Annotated in this window: 15 protein-coding genes and 1 tRNA gene; 9 read left to right on the top strand and 7 right to left on the bottom strand. The window is 63.4% G+C overall.

The window, feature by feature from the left end; translation table 11 throughout:
- The first annotated feature begins 31 nt into the window (after nucleotides 1-31).
- On the top strand, nucleotides 32-775 hold the full coding sequence (locus tag RAC97_RS18865) for a flagellar brake protein (RefSeq protein WP_375101061.1): 744 nt from the start codon (nucleotides 32-34) through the stop codon (nucleotides 773-775).
- A 156-nt stretch (nucleotides 776-931) separates the two neighbouring features.
- Here RAC97_RS18865 and RAC97_RS18860 read toward each other — a convergent pair whose 3' ends face one another.
- The 3 genes from RAC97_RS18860 to bkdR form a co-directional block, all read right to left on the bottom strand.
- On the bottom strand, nucleotides 932-2,281 hold the full coding sequence (locus RAC97_RS18860) for an MFS transporter (RefSeq protein WP_375101060.1): 1,350 nt from the start codon (nucleotides 2,279-2,281) through the stop codon (nucleotides 932-934).
- A 123-nt stretch (nucleotides 2,282-2,404) separates the two neighbouring features.
- Nucleotides 2,405-3,646, bottom strand: coding sequence for a glutamine synthetase family protein (locus tag RAC97_RS18855; protein ID WP_375101114.1), 1,242 nt, complete (start codon nucleotides 3,644-3,646; stop codon nucleotides 2,405-2,407).
- A 298-nt stretch (nucleotides 3,647-3,944) separates the two neighbouring features.
- Entirely contained in the window at nucleotides 3,945-4,430 is a 486-nt protein-coding gene (bkdR, locus tag RAC97_RS18850; RefSeq protein ID WP_054891915.1) for a Bkd operon transcriptional regulator BkdR, read from the bottom strand.
- A 197-nt stretch (nucleotides 4,431-4,627) separates the two neighbouring features.
- On the opposite strand from bkdR, the gene RAC97_RS18845 reads away from it, so the two are divergent.
- From RAC97_RS18845 to lpdA, 4 genes are read left to right on the top strand one after another with little or no spacing between them, the layout of a single operon-like run.
- Nucleotides 4,628-5,860, top strand: a complete 1,233-nt coding sequence (locus tag RAC97_RS18845) for a 3-methyl-2-oxobutanoate dehydrogenase (2-methylpropanoyl-transferring) subunit alpha (RefSeq protein WP_375101059.1) — start codon at nucleotides 4,628-4,630, stop codon at nucleotides 5,858-5,860.
- A 1-nt stretch (nucleotide 5,861) separates the two neighbouring features.
- Nucleotides 5,862-6,920: an alpha-ketoacid dehydrogenase subunit beta gene (locus RAC97_RS18840; RefSeq protein ID WP_375101058.1), complete on the top strand. Its 1,059-nt coding sequence runs from the start codon at nucleotides 5,862-5,864 to the stop codon at nucleotides 6,918-6,920.
- On the top strand, nucleotides 6,921-8,192 hold the full coding sequence (locus RAC97_RS18835) for a dihydrolipoamide acetyltransferase family protein (protein ID WP_375101057.1): 1,272 nt from the start codon (nucleotides 6,921-6,923) through the stop codon (nucleotides 8,190-8,192).
- A 2-nt stretch (nucleotides 8,193-8,194) separates the two neighbouring features.
- Nucleotides 8,195-9,574 (top strand): dihydrolipoyl dehydrogenase, encoded by a 1,380-nt coding sequence (gene lpdA, locus RAC97_RS18830; RefSeq protein ID WP_375101056.1) that lies wholly within the window; start codon nucleotides 8,195-8,197, stop codon nucleotides 9,572-9,574.
- Between the two features lie 67 nt (nucleotides 9,575-9,641).
- On the opposite strand, the gene RAC97_RS18825 is transcribed toward lpdA, so the two are convergent.
- Nucleotides 9,642-10,559: an AraC family transcriptional regulator N-terminal domain-containing protein gene (locus RAC97_RS18825; RefSeq protein WP_375101055.1), complete on the bottom strand. Its 918-nt coding sequence runs from the start codon at nucleotides 10,557-10,559 to the stop codon at nucleotides 9,642-9,644.
- Nucleotides 10,560-10,805: 246 nt separating this feature from the next.
- On the opposite strand from RAC97_RS18825, the gene RAC97_RS18820 reads away from it, so the two are divergent.
- Together RAC97_RS18820 and RAC97_RS18815 are read left to right on the top strand one after the other, a co-directional pair.
- Nucleotides 10,806-11,909 carry a Gfo/Idh/MocA family protein gene (locus RAC97_RS18820; RefSeq protein ID WP_375101054.1) on the top strand — a complete coding sequence of 368 codons (1,104 nt, stop codon included), beginning with the start codon at nucleotides 10,806-10,808 and terminating at the stop codon, nucleotides 11,907-11,909.
- 47 nt (nucleotides 11,910-11,956) lie between these two features.
- Nucleotides 11,957-12,838, top strand: coding sequence for an SDR family NAD(P)-dependent oxidoreductase (locus tag RAC97_RS18815; protein WP_375101053.1), 882 nt, complete (start codon nucleotides 11,957-11,959; stop codon nucleotides 12,836-12,838).
- A 3-nt stretch (nucleotides 12,839-12,841) separates the two neighbouring features.
- Here RAC97_RS18815 and RAC97_RS18810 read toward each other — a convergent pair whose 3' ends face one another.
- On the bottom strand, nucleotides 12,842-13,840 hold the full coding sequence (locus tag RAC97_RS18810; protein ID WP_375101052.1) for a diguanylate cyclase domain-containing protein: 999 nt from the start codon (nucleotides 13,838-13,840) through the stop codon (nucleotides 12,842-12,844).
- A 212-nt stretch (nucleotides 13,841-14,052) separates the two neighbouring features.
- Between RAC97_RS18810 and RAC97_RS18805 the strand changes: the two genes are divergently transcribed.
- Nucleotides 14,053-14,619, top strand: a complete 567-nt coding sequence (locus RAC97_RS18805; protein WP_375101051.1) for a hypothetical protein — start codon at nucleotides 14,053-14,055, stop codon at nucleotides 14,617-14,619.
- A gap of 77 nt (nucleotides 14,620-14,696) precedes the next feature.
- On the opposite strand, the gene RAC97_RS18800 is transcribed toward RAC97_RS18805, so the two are convergent.
- Nucleotides 14,697-14,768: transfer RNA gene (locus tag RAC97_RS18800), tRNA-Arg, on the bottom strand.
- 651 nt (nucleotides 14,769-15,419) lie between these two features.
- Between RAC97_RS18800 and RAC97_RS18795 the strand changes: the two genes are divergently transcribed.
- Nucleotides 15,420-15,746 carry an Arc family DNA-binding protein gene (locus RAC97_RS18795; protein ID WP_029613963.1) on the top strand — a complete coding sequence of 109 codons (327 nt, stop codon included), beginning with the start codon at nucleotides 15,420-15,422 and terminating at the stop codon, nucleotides 15,744-15,746.
- Nucleotides 15,747-15,807: 61 nt separating this feature from the next.
- Here RAC97_RS18795 and mgtE read toward each other — a convergent pair whose 3' ends face one another.
- On the bottom strand, nucleotides 15,808-17,250 hold the full coding sequence (mgtE, locus tag RAC97_RS18790; RefSeq protein ID WP_375101050.1) for a magnesium transporter: 1,443 nt from the start codon (nucleotides 17,248-17,250) through the stop codon (nucleotides 15,808-15,810).
- Between the last annotated feature and the right edge of the window lie 335 nt (nucleotides 17,251-17,585).

Raw genomic sequence — 17,585 nt, 5'->3', positions numbered from 1 at the left:
TGTGTCGTTTTTGCCTGGAGATTGAAAACCCGTGTTCAATGAAACCGATGCTCCTCAGCCACCAAAGGTGTTGACCACGCCTTTGGAGATCGCGGCCAACCTGCGCCAGTTGCTGGACAGCCACGATCCGCTGATCATCACCTTCCATGAGCGCAGCCAGCGGTTCCAGAGCTACGTGGTACACGCCGACAAGGATAAGGACATCCTTGCGCTGGACGAGATGATTCCCCGTGATGGCGAAAAATTCATCGAGAACGGCGAGCCCTTCCGTGTTGAAGGCTTCCATGACGGCGTACGTATCGCCTGGGAATGCAACCATGCCCTGACCATCACCGAGATCGACGGCCACCGCTGTTACCGTGGCCCGTTGCCGACCGAAATGACCTACCACCAGCGCCGCAACGCCTTCCGCGCTGCGCTGAAGCTGTCGCAACTGGTCGACATCATGCTTGATGGCACCCACCTCAAGGGTAGCGGTGCACTGCGCGGCAAGCTGCTGGACATCTCCGCGACCGGCTGCAAGCTGCGTTTCGAGGGCAATGTCGAGGAGCGCCTGCAACTGGGCCAGGTGTACGAGCGCTTCAAGGCCAGCAACCCGCTGGGCCTGGCCGATGTGATGGTAGAGCTACGCCACCTGCATTTCGAAGAGCGCATCAACACCACCTTCGCCGGGGTGCGTTTCCACAACCTGACCGGCCAGAGCCAGCGCAAGATAGAGAGCTTCGTGTACCAGCTGCAACGTGAAGCGCGGCGGTTCGACAAGGACGACTATTGATCGTCGTGCTGCCATGAAAAACGCCACCGATTCGGTGGCGTTTTCGTTTGTGCGCGGTGTCGGTGACGGCCCTTTCGCGGGCAAGCCCGCTGCCACCAGTTGCCGCTGTTCTCAGGCGCGGCGCATTACCCGCGAAGAGGCCGGTAATGGCTCAACTCAAACCGACTTGTCGACGTCGGCCTGCGGCCTGGCTTCTTCCCCGGCCTTCGCACCTTGCTCTTCTTCAGCCTCGGTATCCTCAGCCGCCACCGGCGCCTGCATCACATCCTGAACGGTCTGCTCGTCGACCCGCGGGTCCAGTGCCGCTGACAACGGCGAGCCCGCCGCCGGCATCGCCACGTGGTGCAGCGGTGCATCCTGCACCTGGTGCAAGCCGGTGACCGCCTTGGGCCGGATACGCCATACCAGTACCAGGGCGAAGAAGGTGAAGAATGCGTACAGCATCTGCGCGCCGAGGACTTTCATCAACACACCCGCCACCAGCGGCCCGACGCTGGCCCCCACGCCATAGGTCACCAGCAGCATCGCCGTCAGCGACACCCGCCGCTCGCTTTCCACGTGGTCGTTGGAGAACGCCACCGCCAGTGGATACAGGCAGAACTGCAACAGCGACACCACGAACCCCACCGCGAACAGCACCTCAAGTGGCACGCTCGGCAGCAGCGCCAGCGGCAACGACACCAGCGCCAAGCCGCCAGCAGCCCCGCGAATCAGCACCGCGCGGTCGTAGCGGTCGGACAACCAGCCCAACGGCCACTGCACCAGAAGCCCTGCGAAAATACAGCAGCCCATGAACAGACCGACCTGCTCGGTGCTCAGCCCCTGCCGGGCCGCATACAACGGCGCCAGGCCGTAAAAGGAGCCGACGATCAACCCCGCACCCAGCACCGTACTCAACGACTGCGGTACGCGCTTGATGAAGAACTTTGGCTCCATCGGTGCCGGGCGCAATGGCGCCGGGTGGATGCGCCGAGTCATCGCCACCGGCACCAGGCACAAGGCGAAGCACATGGCCACCAGCATCAGCAGTTCCGGGCCAAGCTGCGGGTGCACCACCAGGATCAGCTGGCCGAGCACCAGCCCCAGGTACGAGGCGATCATGTAGCCACTGAACACCGCGCCGCGCTGCTTGGCATCGGCCTGCTCATTGAGCCAGCTTTCGATGACCATGTACTGGCACATCATCCCCAGGCCGACGATCATCCGCAGCCCGACCCAGGCTGGCAGGTAGCTGGTCATGCCATGGCCCAGCACCGCTGCACCGACGATACCTGCACAGGTGGCGTAGGCGCGAATATGCCCGACGCGGGCAATCAACCGGTGGCCGACCTTGCCGCCCACCGCAAGGCCGAAATAGTTGGCCGCCATCAACGCACCCACCCACAGGCTGTCGACATGATCGGCAGCCAGGCGCAAGGCAAGGTAGGTACTGAGCAGACCGGAACCGATCAACATCATCAGCGCCGCGAAATACAACGAACGAAAAGACTTCCAGATCTGGTGCATGCATCCCCGCGGTGTTCAGGGCTAGTAGACAGTGCTAGCAAGCATAAGGGGTATTTCCGGGGCGCGGCGCTTGGGCGAGGAAAATTCGCCACCGATGGCGCGCGCGGCAAACGCCTGTCGCAATCAGGCCTGCGCGGCCAGCACGCGCCGCTCCCACGGGGTGATCTCATCGAAGAAGTCGCTCAACTCCAGCGTCTTGGTCGCGACGTAGCCTTCGATGAATTCGGCGCCGAACAGTTCCCGCGCCAGCACGCTGCGTTTCAGGCGCTCCAACGCCGCATGCAAGGTGCACGGCAGGCTCAAGTGCTCGGGCACGCTGAACTCGCCCTGGATCGGCAGCGTCGGCTGCAGGCGCTGCTCGATGCCATGCAAGCCGGCAGCCAGGCTGGCGGCAATGGCCAGGTACGGGTTGGCGTCGGCGCCCGGCAGGCGGTTCTCCACGCGCCGGGCCACCGGCGAGCTGGCTGGAATGCGCAGACCCGCCGCACGGTTGTCTTCGGACCAGCAGGCGTTGTTCGGCGAGGCGTAGGGGTGGCATAGCCGCTGGTAGGAATTGACGTTGGGGGCGAACAGCGCGGTGAAGTCGGCCATGCACGCCTGCAATCCTGCAATGAAATGATGGAAGGTATCGGTGGCCCTTCCCTGCTCGTCGCTGAACACATTGCGTCCACTGGCGGCCTCCACCAGGCTCTGGTGGATGTGCATCGAGCTGCCGGGCGTGCGGGCCAGCGGCTTGGCCATGCACACCACGGTCAAGCCGTGCTTGAGTGCCACTTCCTTGAGCAGGTGCTTGAACAGGAAGGTCTGGTCGGCCAGCAGCAGTGGGTCCCCGTGCAACAGGTTGATCTCGAACTGGCTGACGCCCATTTCATGCATGAAGGTGTCGCGCGGCAGGCCCAATGCAGCCATGCACCGATAGACTTCGGTGAAGAACGGTCTCAGGCCATTGTTGGAACTGACGCTGAAAGCCGAATGGCCCATCTCGCGGCGCCCGTCCAGGCCAACCGGTGGCTGGAACGGCTGGGTGGGGTCGGGGTTGGCGGCGAAGATGAAGAACTCGAGCTCCGTGGCGACTACCGGCGCCAGGCCCTGGGCGGCATAACGGGCGATCACTGCCTTGAGCAGCCCACGGGTCGAGAGCCCCGACGGCCTGCCATCGAGCTCCACCGCATCGCAGATCGCCAGCGCCCGTGGCGTTTCGCTCCAGGGCAACACGTGGGTTTGCGCAGGGTCGGCGACCAGCGCCAGGTCGCCATCGTCGCTGCCGTAGAACTTCGCCGGCGGGTAGCCGCCCATGACGCATTGCAGCAAGACCCCGCGCGCCATCTGCAAGCGGCGACCTTCGAGAAAGCCTTCGCCGGTCATTACCTTGCCGCGTGGCACACCGTTGAGGTCCGGGGTAATGCATTCGACTTCGTCGATGCCCGTCAGGCGCTGGATGCTCATGACACTGGTCCTTGTGGTTGTAAACGTGCCGTGGATGGCGACGGGAACAACATAGGCCGGGGGTGTTTAAAATATCAAGCACACTGTAGGGCGTCGCTGTATGCCACCGGCTTCATCGATGTTCGCGGGCAAGCCCGCCGCTACAGGGACCCGCGCTTGGTTGAAAACACGCATTAGTTGTAAGAGCGGGCTTGCCCGCGAAGCAGACGCCGCGCACTCACTCGCGCAAGGTCATGCCATTGGCCGGCAACGGCAACGCAGTCTTGTAGCGTACCTGCTTGAGCGCAAAGCTCGAACGGATGTTGGCTACCCCCGGCAGGCGCGTCAGGTAGTCGAGGAAGCGCTCCAGCGCCTGGATGCTCGGCAGCAATACGCGCAGCAGGTAGTCCGGGTCGCCGGTCATCAGGTAGCACTCCATCACCTCAGGGCGTTCGGCGATTTCCTCCTCGAAGCGGTGCAGCGACTGTTCTACCTGCTTCTCCAGGCTCACATGGATGAACACATTCACATCCAACCCCAGCACCTCCGGCGACAGCAGCGTCACCTGCTGGCGAATCACCCCCAGCTCTTCCATGGCCTTGACCCGGTTGAAGCACGGCGTGGGCGACAGGTTCACCGAACGCGCAAGCTCGGCATTGGTGATGCGGGCGTTTTCCTGCAGGCTGTTGAGGATGCCGATATCCGTACGATCAAGTTTGCGCATGAGACAAATTCACCGGTTTCTTGTGTTTATAAAGAATGTTTATCTCCCCCGAACGGCAAAGGCAACCAACTTGAGAGAAAAATTCTCCTGCCGTCCCTCTAAGATGTAATGGACGCTGACCTGCCAGTCACAAGCCGGCAGTCAGCGGCGACCGCTTCAGAGCTCACAAAAACAAAATTCGAGCGAGCGTAAACAGCATGAACGAGTACGCCCCCCTGCGTTTGCATGTGCCCGAGCCTACAGGCCGGCCAGGCTGCCAGACCGATTTCTCCTACCTGCGTCTGAACGATGCAGGTTCCGTCCGCAAACCCCCCATCGATGTAGAGCCCGCCGACACTGCGGACCTCTCCGGCAGCCTCGTGCGCGTGCTGGACGAGCACGGCGATGCACTCGGCCCCTGGGCCGAGGACATCGACCCGCAAGTGCTGCGCCAAGGCCTGCGCACCATGCTCAAGACACGTATCTTCGACAGCCGCATGGTGGTTGCCCAGCGCCAGAAGAAGATGTCCTTCTACATGCAGAGCCTGGGCGAGGAAGCCATCGGCGCCGGACAGGCGCTGGCGCTGAACCGCAGCGACATGTGCTTTCCCACCTATCGCCAGCAGAGCATCCTGATGGCCCGCGACGTGTCGCTGGTGGAGATGATCTGCCAACTGCTGTCCAACACCCGCGACCCGCTCAAGGGCCGCCAGCTGCCGATCATGTACTCGGTACGCGAGGCCGGTTTCTTCACCATCAGCGGCAACCTGGCGACCCAGTTCGTGCAGGCGGTCGGCTGGGCCATGGCCTCGGCGATCAAGGGCGATACCAAGATCGCCTCGGCATGGATCGGCGACGGTGCCACCGCTGAGTCCGACTTCCACACTGCCCTGACCTTCGCCCATGTCTACCGCGCCCCGGTGATCCTCAACGTGGTCAACAACCAGTGGGCGATCTCCACCTTCCAGGCCATCGCCGGTGGTGAGTCCACCACCTTCGCCGGCCGTGGCGTTGGCTGCGGCATCGCCTCGCTGCGGGTCGACGGCAACGATTTCGTCGCCGTCTATGCCGCCTCGCGCTGGGCCGCCGAACGCGCTCGTCGTGGCCTTGGCCCAACGCTGATCGAGTGGGTCACCTACCGCGCAGGCCCGCACTCCACTTCGGACGACCCGTCCAAGTACCGCCCCGCCGACGACTGGAGCCACTTCCCGCTGGGCGACCCGATCGCCCGCCTCAAGCAGCACCTGGTCAAGGCTGGCCACTGGAGCGAGGACGAGCACCAGGCCGTCACCGCCGAGCTGGAAGCCGAAGTCATCAAGGCGCAGAAGGAGGCCGAGCAGTACGGCACCTTGAGCGACGGCCATATCCCCAGCGCCGCCTCGATGTTCGAGGACGTGTACAAGGAAATGCCTGAGCACCTACGCCGTCAGCGCCAGGAACTGGGGGTCTGAGATGAACGACCATAACAACAGCATCAACCCGGAAACCGCCATGTCCACCACCACCATGACCATGATCCAGGCGCTGCGCTCGGCCATGGACGTGATGCTCGAACGCGACGAAGACGTGGTGATCTACGGTCAGGACGTGGGCTACTTCGGTGGCGTGTTCCGTTGCACCGAAGGCCTGCAGAACAAATACGGCAAGTCGCGCGTGTTCGACGCGCCGATCTCCGAAAGCGGCATCGTCGGCACTGCGGTGGGCATGGGCGCCTACGGCCTGCGCCCGGTGGTTGAAATCCAGTTCGCCGACTACTTCTACCCCGCCTCCGACCAGATCGTCTCGGAGATGGCGCGCCTGCGCTACCGCTCGGCCGGCGAATTCATTTCGCCGCTGACCCTGCGCATGCCATGCGGCGGCGGCATCTATGGCGGCCAGACGCACAGCCAGAGCCCCGAGGCGATGTTCACCCAGGTATGCGGCCTGCGCACTGTCATGCCTTCGAACCCCTACGACGCCAAGGGCCTGCTGATCGCCTCGATCGAATGCGACGACCCGGTGATCTTCCTGGAGCCCAAGCGCCTGTACAACGGCCCGTTCGACGGCCACCACGACCGCCCGGTAACGCCGTGGGCCAAGCACCCGCACAGCGCCGTGCCGGACGGCTACTACACCGTGCCGCTGGACAAAGCGGCCATCACCCGCCCCGGCAACGACGTCACCGTGCTGACCTATGGCACCACCGTCTACGTGGCGCAGGTGGCTGCCGAGGAAACCGGCGTCGACGCCGAGGTCATCGACCTGCGCAGCCTCTGGCCGCTGGACCTGGACACCATCGTCGCCTCGGTGAAGAAGACCGGCCGCTGTGTGGTGGTCCACGAGGCTACCCGTACCTGTGGCTTCGGCGCAGAACTGGTGTCGCTGGTGCAGGAGCATTGCTTCCATCACCTCGAAGCGCCCATCGAGCGCGTCACTGGCTGGGACACCCCCTACCCCCACGCACAGGAATGGGCTTATTTCCCAGGCCCTTCGCGGGTAGGTGCGGCATTGAAACGGGTCATGGAGGTCTGAATGGGCACGCACGTCATCAAGATGCCGGACATCGGCGAAGGCATCGCGCAGGTCGAGTTGGTGGAATGGTTCGTGAAAGTCGGCGATGTGATCGCCGAGGACCAGGTGGTGGCCGATGTCATGACCGACAAGGCCACCGTGGAAATTCCCTCGCCGGTCAGCGGCAAGGTACTGGCGCTGGGCGGGCAGCCCGGTGAAGTGATGGCGGTGGGCAGCGAGCTGATCCGCATCGAGGTGCAAGGCAGCGGCAACCATGTCGACACGCCGCAGACCAAGGCCACGCAGGCGCCGGCCACGCCGGTAGCGACAGCCCCCACGCCACGGCTTGAAGCACAACCCCAGGCCGTGCAACCGGCTGTCACTCGCGAGGCCGCGCCCATCGTGCCGCGCGAGGCCCAGGACAAGCCGCTGGCCTCCCCCGCCGTGCGCAAGCGTGCCCTGGATGCCGGCATCGAACTGCGCTACGTGCACGGCAGCGGCCCGGCCGGGCGCATCCTGCATGAAGACCTCGACGCCTTCATCAGCAAGCCGCAGACCCACGCAGGACAAGCGCCAGGCGGCTACGCCAAGCGTACCGACAGCGAACAGGTGCAAGTGATCGGCCTGCGCCGCAAGATCGCCCAGCGCATGCAGGACGCCAAGCGTCGGGTCGCGCACTTCAGCTACGTCGAGGAAATCGACGTGACCAACCTCGAAGCCCTGCGTCAGCAGCTCAACGCCAAGCATGGCGAGGCACGCGGCAAGCTCACCCTGTTGCCGTTCCTGGTGCGTGCCATGGTGGTGGCGCTACGGGACTTCCCGCAGATCAACGCTACCTACGACGACGAAGCCCAGGTCATCACCCGCCACGGCGCGGTGCACGTGGGCATTGCCACCCAGGGCGACCACGGCCTGATGGTGCCGGTGTTGCGCCATGCCGAAGCCGGCAGCCTGTGGGGCAATGCCAGCGAGATCGCCCGCGTGGCCCACGCTGCACGCAACAACAAGGCCAGCCGCGAGGAATTGAGTGGCTCGACCATCACCCTGACCAGCCTCGGCGCGCTGGGCGGTATCGTCAGCACGCCGGTGGTCAACACCCCGGAAGTGGCGATCGTCGGCGTCAACCGCATGGTCGAGCGGCCCATGGTGGTCGACGGCCAGATTGTCGTGCGCAAGATGATGAACCTGTCCAGCTCCTTCGACCACCGGGTGGTCGATGGCATGGACGCAGCCCTGTTCATCCAGGCCGTGCGCGGCCTGCTGGAACAGCCCGCCTGCCTGTTCGTGGAGTGAGCATGCAACAGATCCTCGATACGACCCTGCTGATCATCGGCGGCGGCCCTGGCGGCTACGTGGCGGCCATCCGCGCCGGACAACTGGGCATTCCCACCGTGCTGGTCGAAGGCCAGGCACTGGGCGGGACCTGCCTGAACATCGGCTGCATCCCCTCCAAGGCGCTGATCCACGTGGCCGAACAGTTTCACCAGGCCAGCCGCTACACCAGCGACTCGCCGCTGGGCATCAGCGTCGAGGCGCCGCGCCTGGACATCGGCCGCAGCGTCCAGTGGAAGGACGGCATCGTCGACCGCCTGACCACAGGCGTTGCGGCGCTGCTGAAGAAACATGGCGTGAAGGTGATCCATGGCTGGGCGAAGATACTTGACGGCAAGAATGTCGAGGTCGATGGCCAGCGCATCCAGTGCGAGCACCTGCTGCTGGCCACCGGCTCCAACAGCGTCGACCTGCCGATGCTGCCGCTGGGCGGCGCGGTGATTTCCTCCACCGAGGCCCTGGCTCCCAAGGCGCTACCCAAGCATCTGGTGGTGGTCGGCGGCGGCTACATCGGCCTGGAACTGGGTATCGCCTACCGCAAGCTTGGCGCCCAGGTCAGCGTGGTGGAAGCGCGCGAACGTATCCTGCCAACCTATGACGCCGAACTGACCGCACCGGTGGCCGAGTCGCTGAAAAAACTGGGCATTGCCGTACACCTGGGCCACAGCGTCACAGGCTATGAAGGCGGCAGGCTGCTGGCCGACGACAGCCAAGGCGGCCAGCTGCAACTCGAAGCCGACCAGGTGCTGGTAGCCGTGGGCCGTCGCCCACGTACCCAGGGCTTCGGCCTGGAAAGCCTGGCGCTGAAGATGAATGGCCACGCCATCGCCATCGACGAACGCTGCCAGACCAGCATGCGTAACGTCTGGGCGATTGGTGACGTGGCCGGTGAGCCCATGCTGGCGCACCGCGCCATGGCACAAGGCGAGATGGTCGCCGAGCTGATCGCCGGCAAAACGCGGCGCTTCGAACCTAGGGCGATTGCCGCGGTGTGCTTTACCGACCCGGAGGTCGTGGTGGTCGGCGCAACGCCCGAGCAGGCCGGCCAACAAGGCGTGGATTGCCTGGTGGCGCAGTTCCCCTTCGCGGCCAACGGGCGGGCCATGAGCCTGGAGTCGAAAAGCGGTTTCGTGCGCGTAGTGGCACGCCGCGACAACCATCTGATTCTTGGCTGGCAGGCGGTTGGCGTGGCGGTTTCCGAGCTGTCCAGCGCCTTTGCCCAATCGCTGGAGATGGGTGCACGGCTCGAAGACGTGGCAGGCACCATTCACGCCCACCCGACACTGGGTGAAGCGGTGCAGGAAGCGGCGCTGCGTGCGCTGGGGCACGCGTTGCATATCTGAGTCAGGTACTGGAGCGGCGATAGCCGACTTGACCCGCTGCGATACCAGGCGCAGCGGGTCTTTTTTTTCAAGCCAGAACCGTTTCCAGGTCTGCCCCGATGTCGCGACTGAAGGTCGCACGCAGGGTAGCGGCATCGTCACTGGGCGTGAGCTTGAACAGGCGGCGGTAGTCGCGGTTGAACTGCGAAATGCTTTCGTAGCCCACCCCATAGGCCACCGAGGAAATACTGTCGGCACTCGACAGCCCGCGCCGCGCCTCTTGCAGGCGTACGCGCTTCTGGAACTGCAGGGGCGACATCGAGGTGACCGCCTTGAAATGCCGGTGGAAACTCGGAACGCTCATGCTGGCCATGTCGGCGAGCGCCGAAATGTTCAGCATGTGCATGTAGTGCTCCCGGATCCACGCGGTTGCCCGGCCGATCCGCGCGGCATGTCCGGTGGCGAAAGCCAGCTGGCTGAGCAGCGGCCCGTGTTCGGTCTGAAGCAGCTTCCAGGTGATCTCGCGGCGGATCAACGGTGCCATGACCGCGATATCCCGGGGCTTGTCCAGCAAGGCGAGCAAGCGGATGAGCGGGTCGTACAGCTCCGGGTCGAGGGTGTGCTTGCAGGCCACGAAGGTGGCATCGGCCTTGGGGCGCATGCCAGCACGCTCGCGCAACAGGTCGGCGACCACCGCAGGGTCGATCTCCAGGTGGATCGCCAGGTAGCAGGCCGACGGGCTCGCCTCGGTCACCTGCGAGGTCACCGGCACATCGGCGGCGCACACCAGCGACTCCCCGGCTGCATAGCGAAAGGCGACCTCCGCGACCATCAACTCCTTGACCCCACGCGCCACCACCCCGAACGAGGGCTGGTAGATGGAGTGCCCAACCTCCGACGGCTGGTCGGTGCGGCCCACCTTCAGCCCATCGATGGGTGTGACGTAGTCATACCGTGCATGGCGCTCGATGGCCTGCTGAAGGTCGGCGAATGTTGGAGTCACCATGGCTCGAGGTCCTCGGTTACGGGGCCGGTTCAAGGGATGAAGGGTAAACCCAGGTGTGGCTACTTCACCACTGAACGCCCGCCAACACTATGCATTTCCTATCAACAGTACGCGCGATCGGCTCAAGGGCCTGCTCGATGCGCCTTGAGAGAAGTGCATCAGGCGCTGATTGAAACTGCATAGCCGACAAACATGCGCACTTCCTATGCTGGCCCCACACCCGCAGCCAGTCCCAGGAGCCTGGAAATGACGCAAAGAACCTTCAAGGTCGGAATCATCGGCGCTGACACCCAGGCAAGCTGGGCAGGCGCCTCCCACGTCCCCGCCCTGTACTCGCAACCTTCGCTGCAGCTGGCTGCGGTAGCCACCCGGCGAGAAGAAAGCGCCAAGGCGGCCGCCGCAGCGTTTGGCGCTGAACGCTGGTTCGCCGACCCCTATGCGCTGATCAGCGACGACAGCATCGATATCGTCACCATCGCGGTGAAGGTCCCGGCCCACAAGGCGCTGGTGCTGTCGGCACTGGCAGCGGGCAAAGCGGTGTACTGCGAGGCGCCGTTGGGCGCGAGCCTGGCGGAGACCGAAGAAATGGCCCGGGCGACGGGCTCGCTGCATACCGCGATCGGCTTGCAGGGGCGGCACAACCCGTCGGTTCGCCGTGCAGCGGAGCTGGTCGCCTCGGGCAAGCTGGGACGAATCCTCTCGGCGCGGATCAGCGCCACTACCATCGCGTATGGGCCACAGGCCATCCAGGCCTACGACTACTTCAACAAGGCCGCCTCGGGTGCCAGCTTCCTGACGATCACCACCGGCCATGTGCTGGACGTGATCGAGGCGGTGCTGGGCAACATCACCGAAGTCGATGCACGTACGGAGCTGCTCTGGCCCGAAATCGAGATCGTCGACACGGGTGCAATGTCCGTGCGCGAGATTCCCGACCACCTGGACATGATCGCCAAGACTACCAGCGGTGCATCGGTGAGCGTCCAGGTGCTGGCCAACGTACCCGCCGGCGATGCGCATTTCCGCTTGCACGTGCGCGGCACCAAGGGCTGGCTGAAGTTGACCGGCAACCACCTGGCGGGCGTGCAGGTCGGCGACCTGGAGCTTTCCTCCAACATCGACTTTCCCGCCCCGCAGGCGCCCGTTGCCAATGGCGTCGGGCCAACCGCTGCCGAGTTCTGGAGCGGCGCCTCGATCAACGTGGGCGAGGTGTACGCCTCGCTTGCACGTGACCTGCTGGCCGGTACCTACCTAACGCCGGGCTTCGCCCATGCGCTGCACAACAGCCGCCTGGTCGCGGCTGTCGAGCGCGCCGCCGTTACCGGCCAGCGCCAGACCAACCTCGCTTGAGCTGAACCGCCCCCCCCACCACGCCACATCGTTCGAGGAACGCCACCATGAGCCCTGAGTTGCCATCTGGAACTACCCGCCGTCATGTCCTGGCCGCTGCCGCCACCGGCCTTGCCGCCGCAGCAGCCTCTTCGCTGACCGCAGCAGCGCAGGTCAACGCCAGCGCAGGAGGCCAAGGCGAAAAGCCAACCCTGGAATTGCGGGGCAAACGCGCCCTGGTCACCGGTGCCTCGCGAGGTATCGGCGCCGGTATCGCCTTGGCACTGGCGGCCAAGGGCGCGGATGTGGTCATCACCTATTGGCGCTCGCCCGACCGGGCCGGCGAAGTGGTGAAAGCGATCGAGGCCACGGGCCGTCGTGGCTTTGCCGTCCAGGCCGACAGCGCCGACCCGGCGGCCATACGGCGCTCGGTCGAGGAAACGGTAAAGCGCCTCGGCGGGCTCGACATACTGGTCAACAACGTAGGTATCGCCCGCTCCGGCCCCCTGGCGCAGATGAGCTTTGAAGACATCGATGCGCTGCTGAGCGTGAATTCCCGCGCTGCGGCATTGGCGGCACAAGCCGCGATTCCCCACCTCAAACAGGGTGGGCGGATCATCACCATCGGCTCGTGCCTGGCCGAACGGGTGCCCTATCCCAACTTGACCGTGTACTCGATGTCCAAGTCGGCGCTGCTGGCATTCAACCGCGGGCTTGCCCGGGAGCTCGGGCCGCAAGGCATCACCGTCAACCTGGTGCAGCCCGGACCGATCGACACCGACCAGAACCCGGCTGATGGTGAGTGGGCCGAACCCAACCGTCGGCTCACCTCGCTGGGCAAGTACGGCACACCTGCCGATATCGGCGCTGCCGTGACCTATCTTGCCAGCCCCGCCGCGCATTTCATGACGGGGTCGGTGGTCACCGTGGATGCAGGTTTCAACGCCTGACAATCACTGCGCGATCACATTCTTGCCGGCCGCCTTGGCCCGGTACAGCGCCTGATCGGCCCGCGCCAGCAGGCCGACCGGGTCGTCGCCTTCCTGCCACTGCACAACCCCGTAGCTCATGGTCAGCCGACATTTGCCTGTCGGCGCAAACCCCGCCATGTTCCGGCTGATGGCTTCGGCGACCTGCAAGGCCTCGGCCAGCACCGTGCCAGGCAACACCACGGCGAATTCGTCGCCACCCCAGCGTACTGGTAAATCCTGGGCCCGCAGGCAGGCACGGATACGGTCGGCGACCTCGATCAGCGCTGCATCGCCCCGGGCATGGCCATGGCAGTCGTTGATCGGTTTGAAATCGTCCAGGTCCATGGCGATCAGTGCGAACGGCAGGCGATAGCGCCGTGCGCGTTCGCATTCCTGCTGCAAGGTCTTTTCCAGGCGATAGCGATTGGCCATTCGCGTCAAGGCATCGCGCTCAGCCAGCTCGCGGTTCTCATCGAGCTGGCGCTGCAATTGCTGATTGACCCACGACAACTCACGGGTACGTTCGGCTACCTGGGCCTCCAGCGACAGGTTCTTCTGCTGCAGCTCGGCCACCAGGCGCTTGCCGGCATCGATGTTGCGATGGGCGCCAAGCATGCGCGCCACCGAGCCATCTTCGTTGCGCGCGATGACATGGCCGCTGTCCTCGACCCAGAGGTAGCTGCCATCCCGGCAGCGGCAACGGTACTCGATGCGGTAGCGCTCGTTACGCCGGTTGATATACGCCTCGAAATGCGCCATCACCCGCGCCAGGTCCTCCGGGTGGATGACGCTCTCCCAGGTCAGCACGTTATTGGCCATGCAATGGGGCGGGTAGCCGAGCATCTCGTACCAACCGGGGTTGCGATAGACGTAGCCGGTGTTGGCATTCCAATCCCAGATGCCATCGCTGACCAACTCGAACAACGTATGCAGCTGCTGATCGCTGAAACCGGCCGGTACCGGCTTGTCCTGCTCACCCATGGACGCTCCCCCGCAGCCCTGCCACCGCGCCCTGAAACTGCCGCGCCGTCGAAACCTTTGCCGCTGGCGGCAAGCAGGTTCCCCTCGCTGGCAAACATACTCCCGAACAATCGCCAAGAATAGCCGCAACCCCTTGCTTTACGTGGCGTTGCGCCAATGGCACAGGTTTTGCGCTGCTGCCAGCGCTGCACAACTTTCAAGGAGAACACGACATGCTGAGTATCATGGGCCTGAGCTGGCAGAACGCCATTCAGCAGCCACTACGTGCTGGCAACGAGCAGGCATTGACCGAGCTCATGCAATTCCGCTTACCCCTGGCGACCGGCAAGACCTCTGGTGAGCAGAACAGCCAGGGCAGCACCTCGCAACAGCAAGCCGAAGACGCCCGCCAGGAAGCCTTCGCCAAGCTCAAGGTGCTACTGCAGAACCCGGACGTCGCGGCCCGCCAGGCCGCTGGCGCAAGCACTTCGAACGTGCCTGCGGGCAGCGCCACCGAAGCGTTCCGCGAGCTCATGAACAAGACCCCCGAGGAGATGATCAAGGAAAAGATGCTCGCGCAAGCGGGACTGACCGAAGAAGAGTACAACGCGCTGCCACCGGAGCAACGGGCAGCCATCGACCGGCAGATTGCCCAGCGCATGAAGGATGAGATCGAGGCGAAGACCCAAGCCAAGGTCCAGCAGGCCGAGGCCACTGCCCAGGCGAGCCGTCCGTCAGGGGTCAGCGACCCGGCGCAAGCCACGCAGGAGAAGGAAAAGCAGGAAGAACTGGCAGCCTGATCGGCATGACCTGGGGGGTCCGGTACGACACCGGGCGCCTCGGGGCTTGCTGGGGAAGGAGATAACGGGAAGGCATGTGTCCCCTGCTGGAATCGAACCAGCATCTAGCCCTTAGGAGGGGCTTGTTCTATCCGTTGAACTAAGGGGACGTCAAGGCCGGGATTCTACGCAGTATCAACGGCTTGGAATACTGCGTCGCGGCGGCGAGCATGTTAACCAGCGTTTAGCCGTTTGTCATGCCTGGATCGGCCTTTTGCGTGTAATCCTTTTCAGCAAATCCCTTCCACGTCGATCGTCAGCACTGGCCTGGCGATGAACCTTCAAGCGATTCGCACAGCTTCGCCCCCAACTGCACAGCCGCCACCTGGCGGGGAATCTTTTTCCGGATACGTAGGTCAAATCAGAAATACCAGGAGCCTGACCGACGTCGGCCATCGCTTGCGTCATATTGCATAGCCACTATGCTCAGTGATAGGGAACCTGCCAATTCCGGTGTTTTTCCCTAGCCTTTGTCGTCATTTACCAGATTTTGACGGCAAAGAACTGGCGGTCGGGTGAAGCGGAAAGAGTAAAACTTTTCAAACCAGTGCTCATTTCTGATAATTGGTACTGGCAAAAAGCCTTTATCCGGCTCACTATTTGTCACAGATTTGACGCCAAGGAAACGGCGACCTTGAGGCAAGATGAGCACCCAAAATCACATCACGGTTGAACATTTTGTCGTCGCCACGGTCGTAGCCTTCACCGTGCGGCCAATTTGAGAACCGCTTCCCCTGAACCAGTACAACCGGTCAATTTATATGCGCCCAATGAAACAGGCTATCTATTCGAGCCGCACCGCTGACAAGTTCGTCGTCCGCCTGCCAGACGGGATGCGTGAGCGCATTGCCGAGGTAGCGCGCAACCATCACCGCAGCATGAACTCCGAGATCATTGCCCGCCTGGAGCAAAGCCTTATCCAGGAAGGTGCACTGGGCGACGAGTTGAGCATGCGCCTGGACAGCCCTGAACTCTCCCTGCATGAACGCGAGCTGCTGCAACGCTTCCGCCAGCTTACCCACCGCCAGCAGAACGCGCTGGTGGCCCTCATCGCTCACGATGTGGAAATGGCTGCCGACGCCTCCTGAGGTTTCACAGGCCCATGAAAAAGCCAGCTGACGCTGGCTTTTTTTGTGCCCGTGGAAACCCTCAGAGCAGAAAGATTGTCGCTAGGCCGAGGAAAATGAAGAACCCGCCGCTGTCGGTCATGGCCGTGATCATGACACTGGCACCCATTGCCGGGTCTCGCCCCATACGCGCCAGCGTCATCGGAATCAGCACCCCCATCAACGCTGCAAGCAACAGGTTCAGGGTCATTGCAGCAGTCATCACCACGCCAAGTGACCAGCTGCCGTAGAGCAGGTAGGCGACCACACCGATTACCCCACCCCACAGCAGACCGTTGATCAAGGCTACGGCCAGCTCCTTGCGCATCAAACGCGAGGTATTGCCGGGACTGACCTGATCCAGCGCCATGGCCCGTACGATCATGGTAATGGTCTGGTTGCCCGAGTTGCCACCGATGCCCGCCACGATCGGCATCAAGGCCGCCAGGGCTACCAGCTTCTCGATGGAGCCTTCGAACAGGCCAATCACCCGCGAGGCGACGAAGGCAGTGATCAAGTTGATCGCAAGCCAGGCCCAACGGTTGCGCAGCGAACGCCAGACCGAGGCAAAGATGTCTTCCTCTTCGCGCAGACCGGCCATGTTGAGCACTTCGGTCTCGCTTTCCTCACGGATCAGGTCGACCATCTCGTCGATGGTCAGACGGCCAATCAGGCGTGCGTCCTTGTCCACCACCGGCGCGGAAACCAGGTCATAACGCTCGAACGCCTGCGCCGCATCGTAGCCATCTTCATCCGGGTGGAAACTGACAGGGTCGGTAGCCATGACATCGGCCACTTTCTTCTCGGGGTCGTTGACCAGCAAACGCTTGATCGGCAGCACGCCCTTGAGTATGCCGTCGTAATCGACCACGAACAGCTTGTCGGTATGGTTCGGCAGCTCCTTGAGACGACGCAGGTAGCGCAGCACCACTTCCAGGCTGACGTCCTCGCGGATGGTCACCATCTCGAAGTCCATCAGCGCACCGACCTGGTCTTCGTCGTAGCTCAACGCCGAGCGCACGCGCTCGCGCTGCTGGGCGTCAAGGCTTTCCATCAACTCATGGACAACGTCGCGGGGCAGTTCCGGCGCCAGGTCGGCCAGCTCGTCGGCGTCCATTTCCTTGGCGGCGGCGAGCAGCTCGTGGTCGTCCATGTCGGCGATCAGCGTCTGGCGTACCGCGTCGGAAACTTCGAGCAGGATGTCGCCGTCACGGTCCGAGCGCACCAGCTGCCAGACCGAAAGGCGATCTTCCAGCGGCAAGGCTTCAAGGATGTAGGCGATGTCGGCGGGGTGCAGGTCGTCGAGCTTGCGTTGCAATTCGACGAGGTTCTGCCGGTGGACCAGGTTTTCCACCAGGTCGTTGTGGTAGCCCTCCTGACGGTGCGTCAGGTCTTCCACCAGGCGTTGGCGCTGCAGCAGCTCGATCACCTGGGCAAGGCGATCCTGCAGGCTTTCCTGAGCTTTCTTTACTTCTACTTCGGTCATAGGCGAACTCCACCCCCAGCAGTGGAGCACGCCGGGAGAATCAATCTGGCTGTATGAAGCGTATTAGCGAGTAACTACTGGGTAAGTCCATGGTGGTTTTCCACAAGCCCCGGCGGGGCTGACGGGCGCAATCATACACTGCCTGGGCGGTCAGATCGCTTAAATTTTTGGCTGGAACAAGCGCTTGCGCGATAAAGCTATGACAACGCTCGAAGCCATCAGTGCGACGGCTGATCCGGACGAAAAAGCACATCGGCAATGGCTGGCCTGAGCTGAGTCTAGCTGTGCACTACTGACAAATCGGTGAATCGCGAAAAAGAAAAAGCCCGCTTTGA

The organism is Pseudomonas sp. LS_2 (assembly GCF_042709235.1).
GTDB lineage: Bacteria > Pseudomonadota > Gammaproteobacteria > Pseudomonadales > Pseudomonadaceae > Aquipseudomonas.
The sequence above is the reverse complement of the archived record's forward strand: the minus strand, read 5'-3'. Positions and strand labels throughout refer to the sequence as shown.

Coding starts and splice junctions, on each gene's coding strand:
- RAC97_RS18810 (WP_375101052.1), bottom strand. CDS start 13,840: ATGGGTGAGCAGGACAAGCCGGTACCGGCCGGTTTCAGCGATCAGCAG.
- mgtE (WP_375101050.1), bottom strand. CDS start 17,250: ATGACCGAAGTAGAAGTAAAGAAAGCTCAGGAAAGCCTGCAGGATCGC.
- RAC97_RS18835 (WP_375101057.1), top strand. CDS start 6,921: ATGGGCACGCACGTCATCAAGATGCCGGACATCGGCGAAGGCATCGCG.
- RAC97_RS18845 (WP_375101059.1), top strand. CDS start 4,628: ATGAACGAGTACGCCCCCCTGCGTTTGCATGTGCCCGAGCCTACAGGC.
- RAC97_RS18795 (WP_029613963.1), top strand. CDS start 15,420: ATGCGCCCAATGAAACAGGCTATCTATTCGAGCCGCACCGCTGACAAG.
- RAC97_RS18855 (WP_375101114.1), bottom strand. CDS start 3,646: ATGACCGGCGAAGGCTTTCTCGAAGGTCGCCGCTTGCAGATGGCGCGC.
- RAC97_RS18840 (WP_375101058.1), top strand. CDS start 5,862: ATGAACGACCATAACAACAGCATCAACCCGGAAACCGCCATGTCCACC.
- RAC97_RS18860 (WP_375101060.1), bottom strand. CDS start 2,281: ATGCACCAGATCTGGAAGTCTTTTCGTTCGTTGTATTTCGCGGCGCTG.
- RAC97_RS18805 (WP_375101051.1), top strand. CDS start 14,053: ATGCTGAGTATCATGGGCCTGAGCTGGCAGAACGCCATTCAGCAGCCA.
- lpdA (WP_375101056.1), top strand. CDS start 8,195: ATGCAACAGATCCTCGATACGACCCTGCTGATCATCGGCGGCGGCCCT.
- RAC97_RS18825 (WP_375101055.1), bottom strand. CDS start 10,559: ATGGTGACTCCAACATTCGCCGACCTTCAGCAGGCCATCGAGCGCCAT.
- RAC97_RS18815 (WP_375101053.1), top strand. CDS start 11,957: ATGAGCCCTGAGTTGCCATCTGGAACTACCCGCCGTCATGTCCTGGCC.
- RAC97_RS18820 (WP_375101054.1), top strand. CDS start 10,806: ATGACGCAAAGAACCTTCAAGGTCGGAATCATCGGCGCTGACACCCAG.
- bkdR (WP_054891915.1), bottom strand. CDS start 4,430: ATGCGCAAACTTGATCGTACGGATATCGGCATCCTCAACAGCCTGCAG.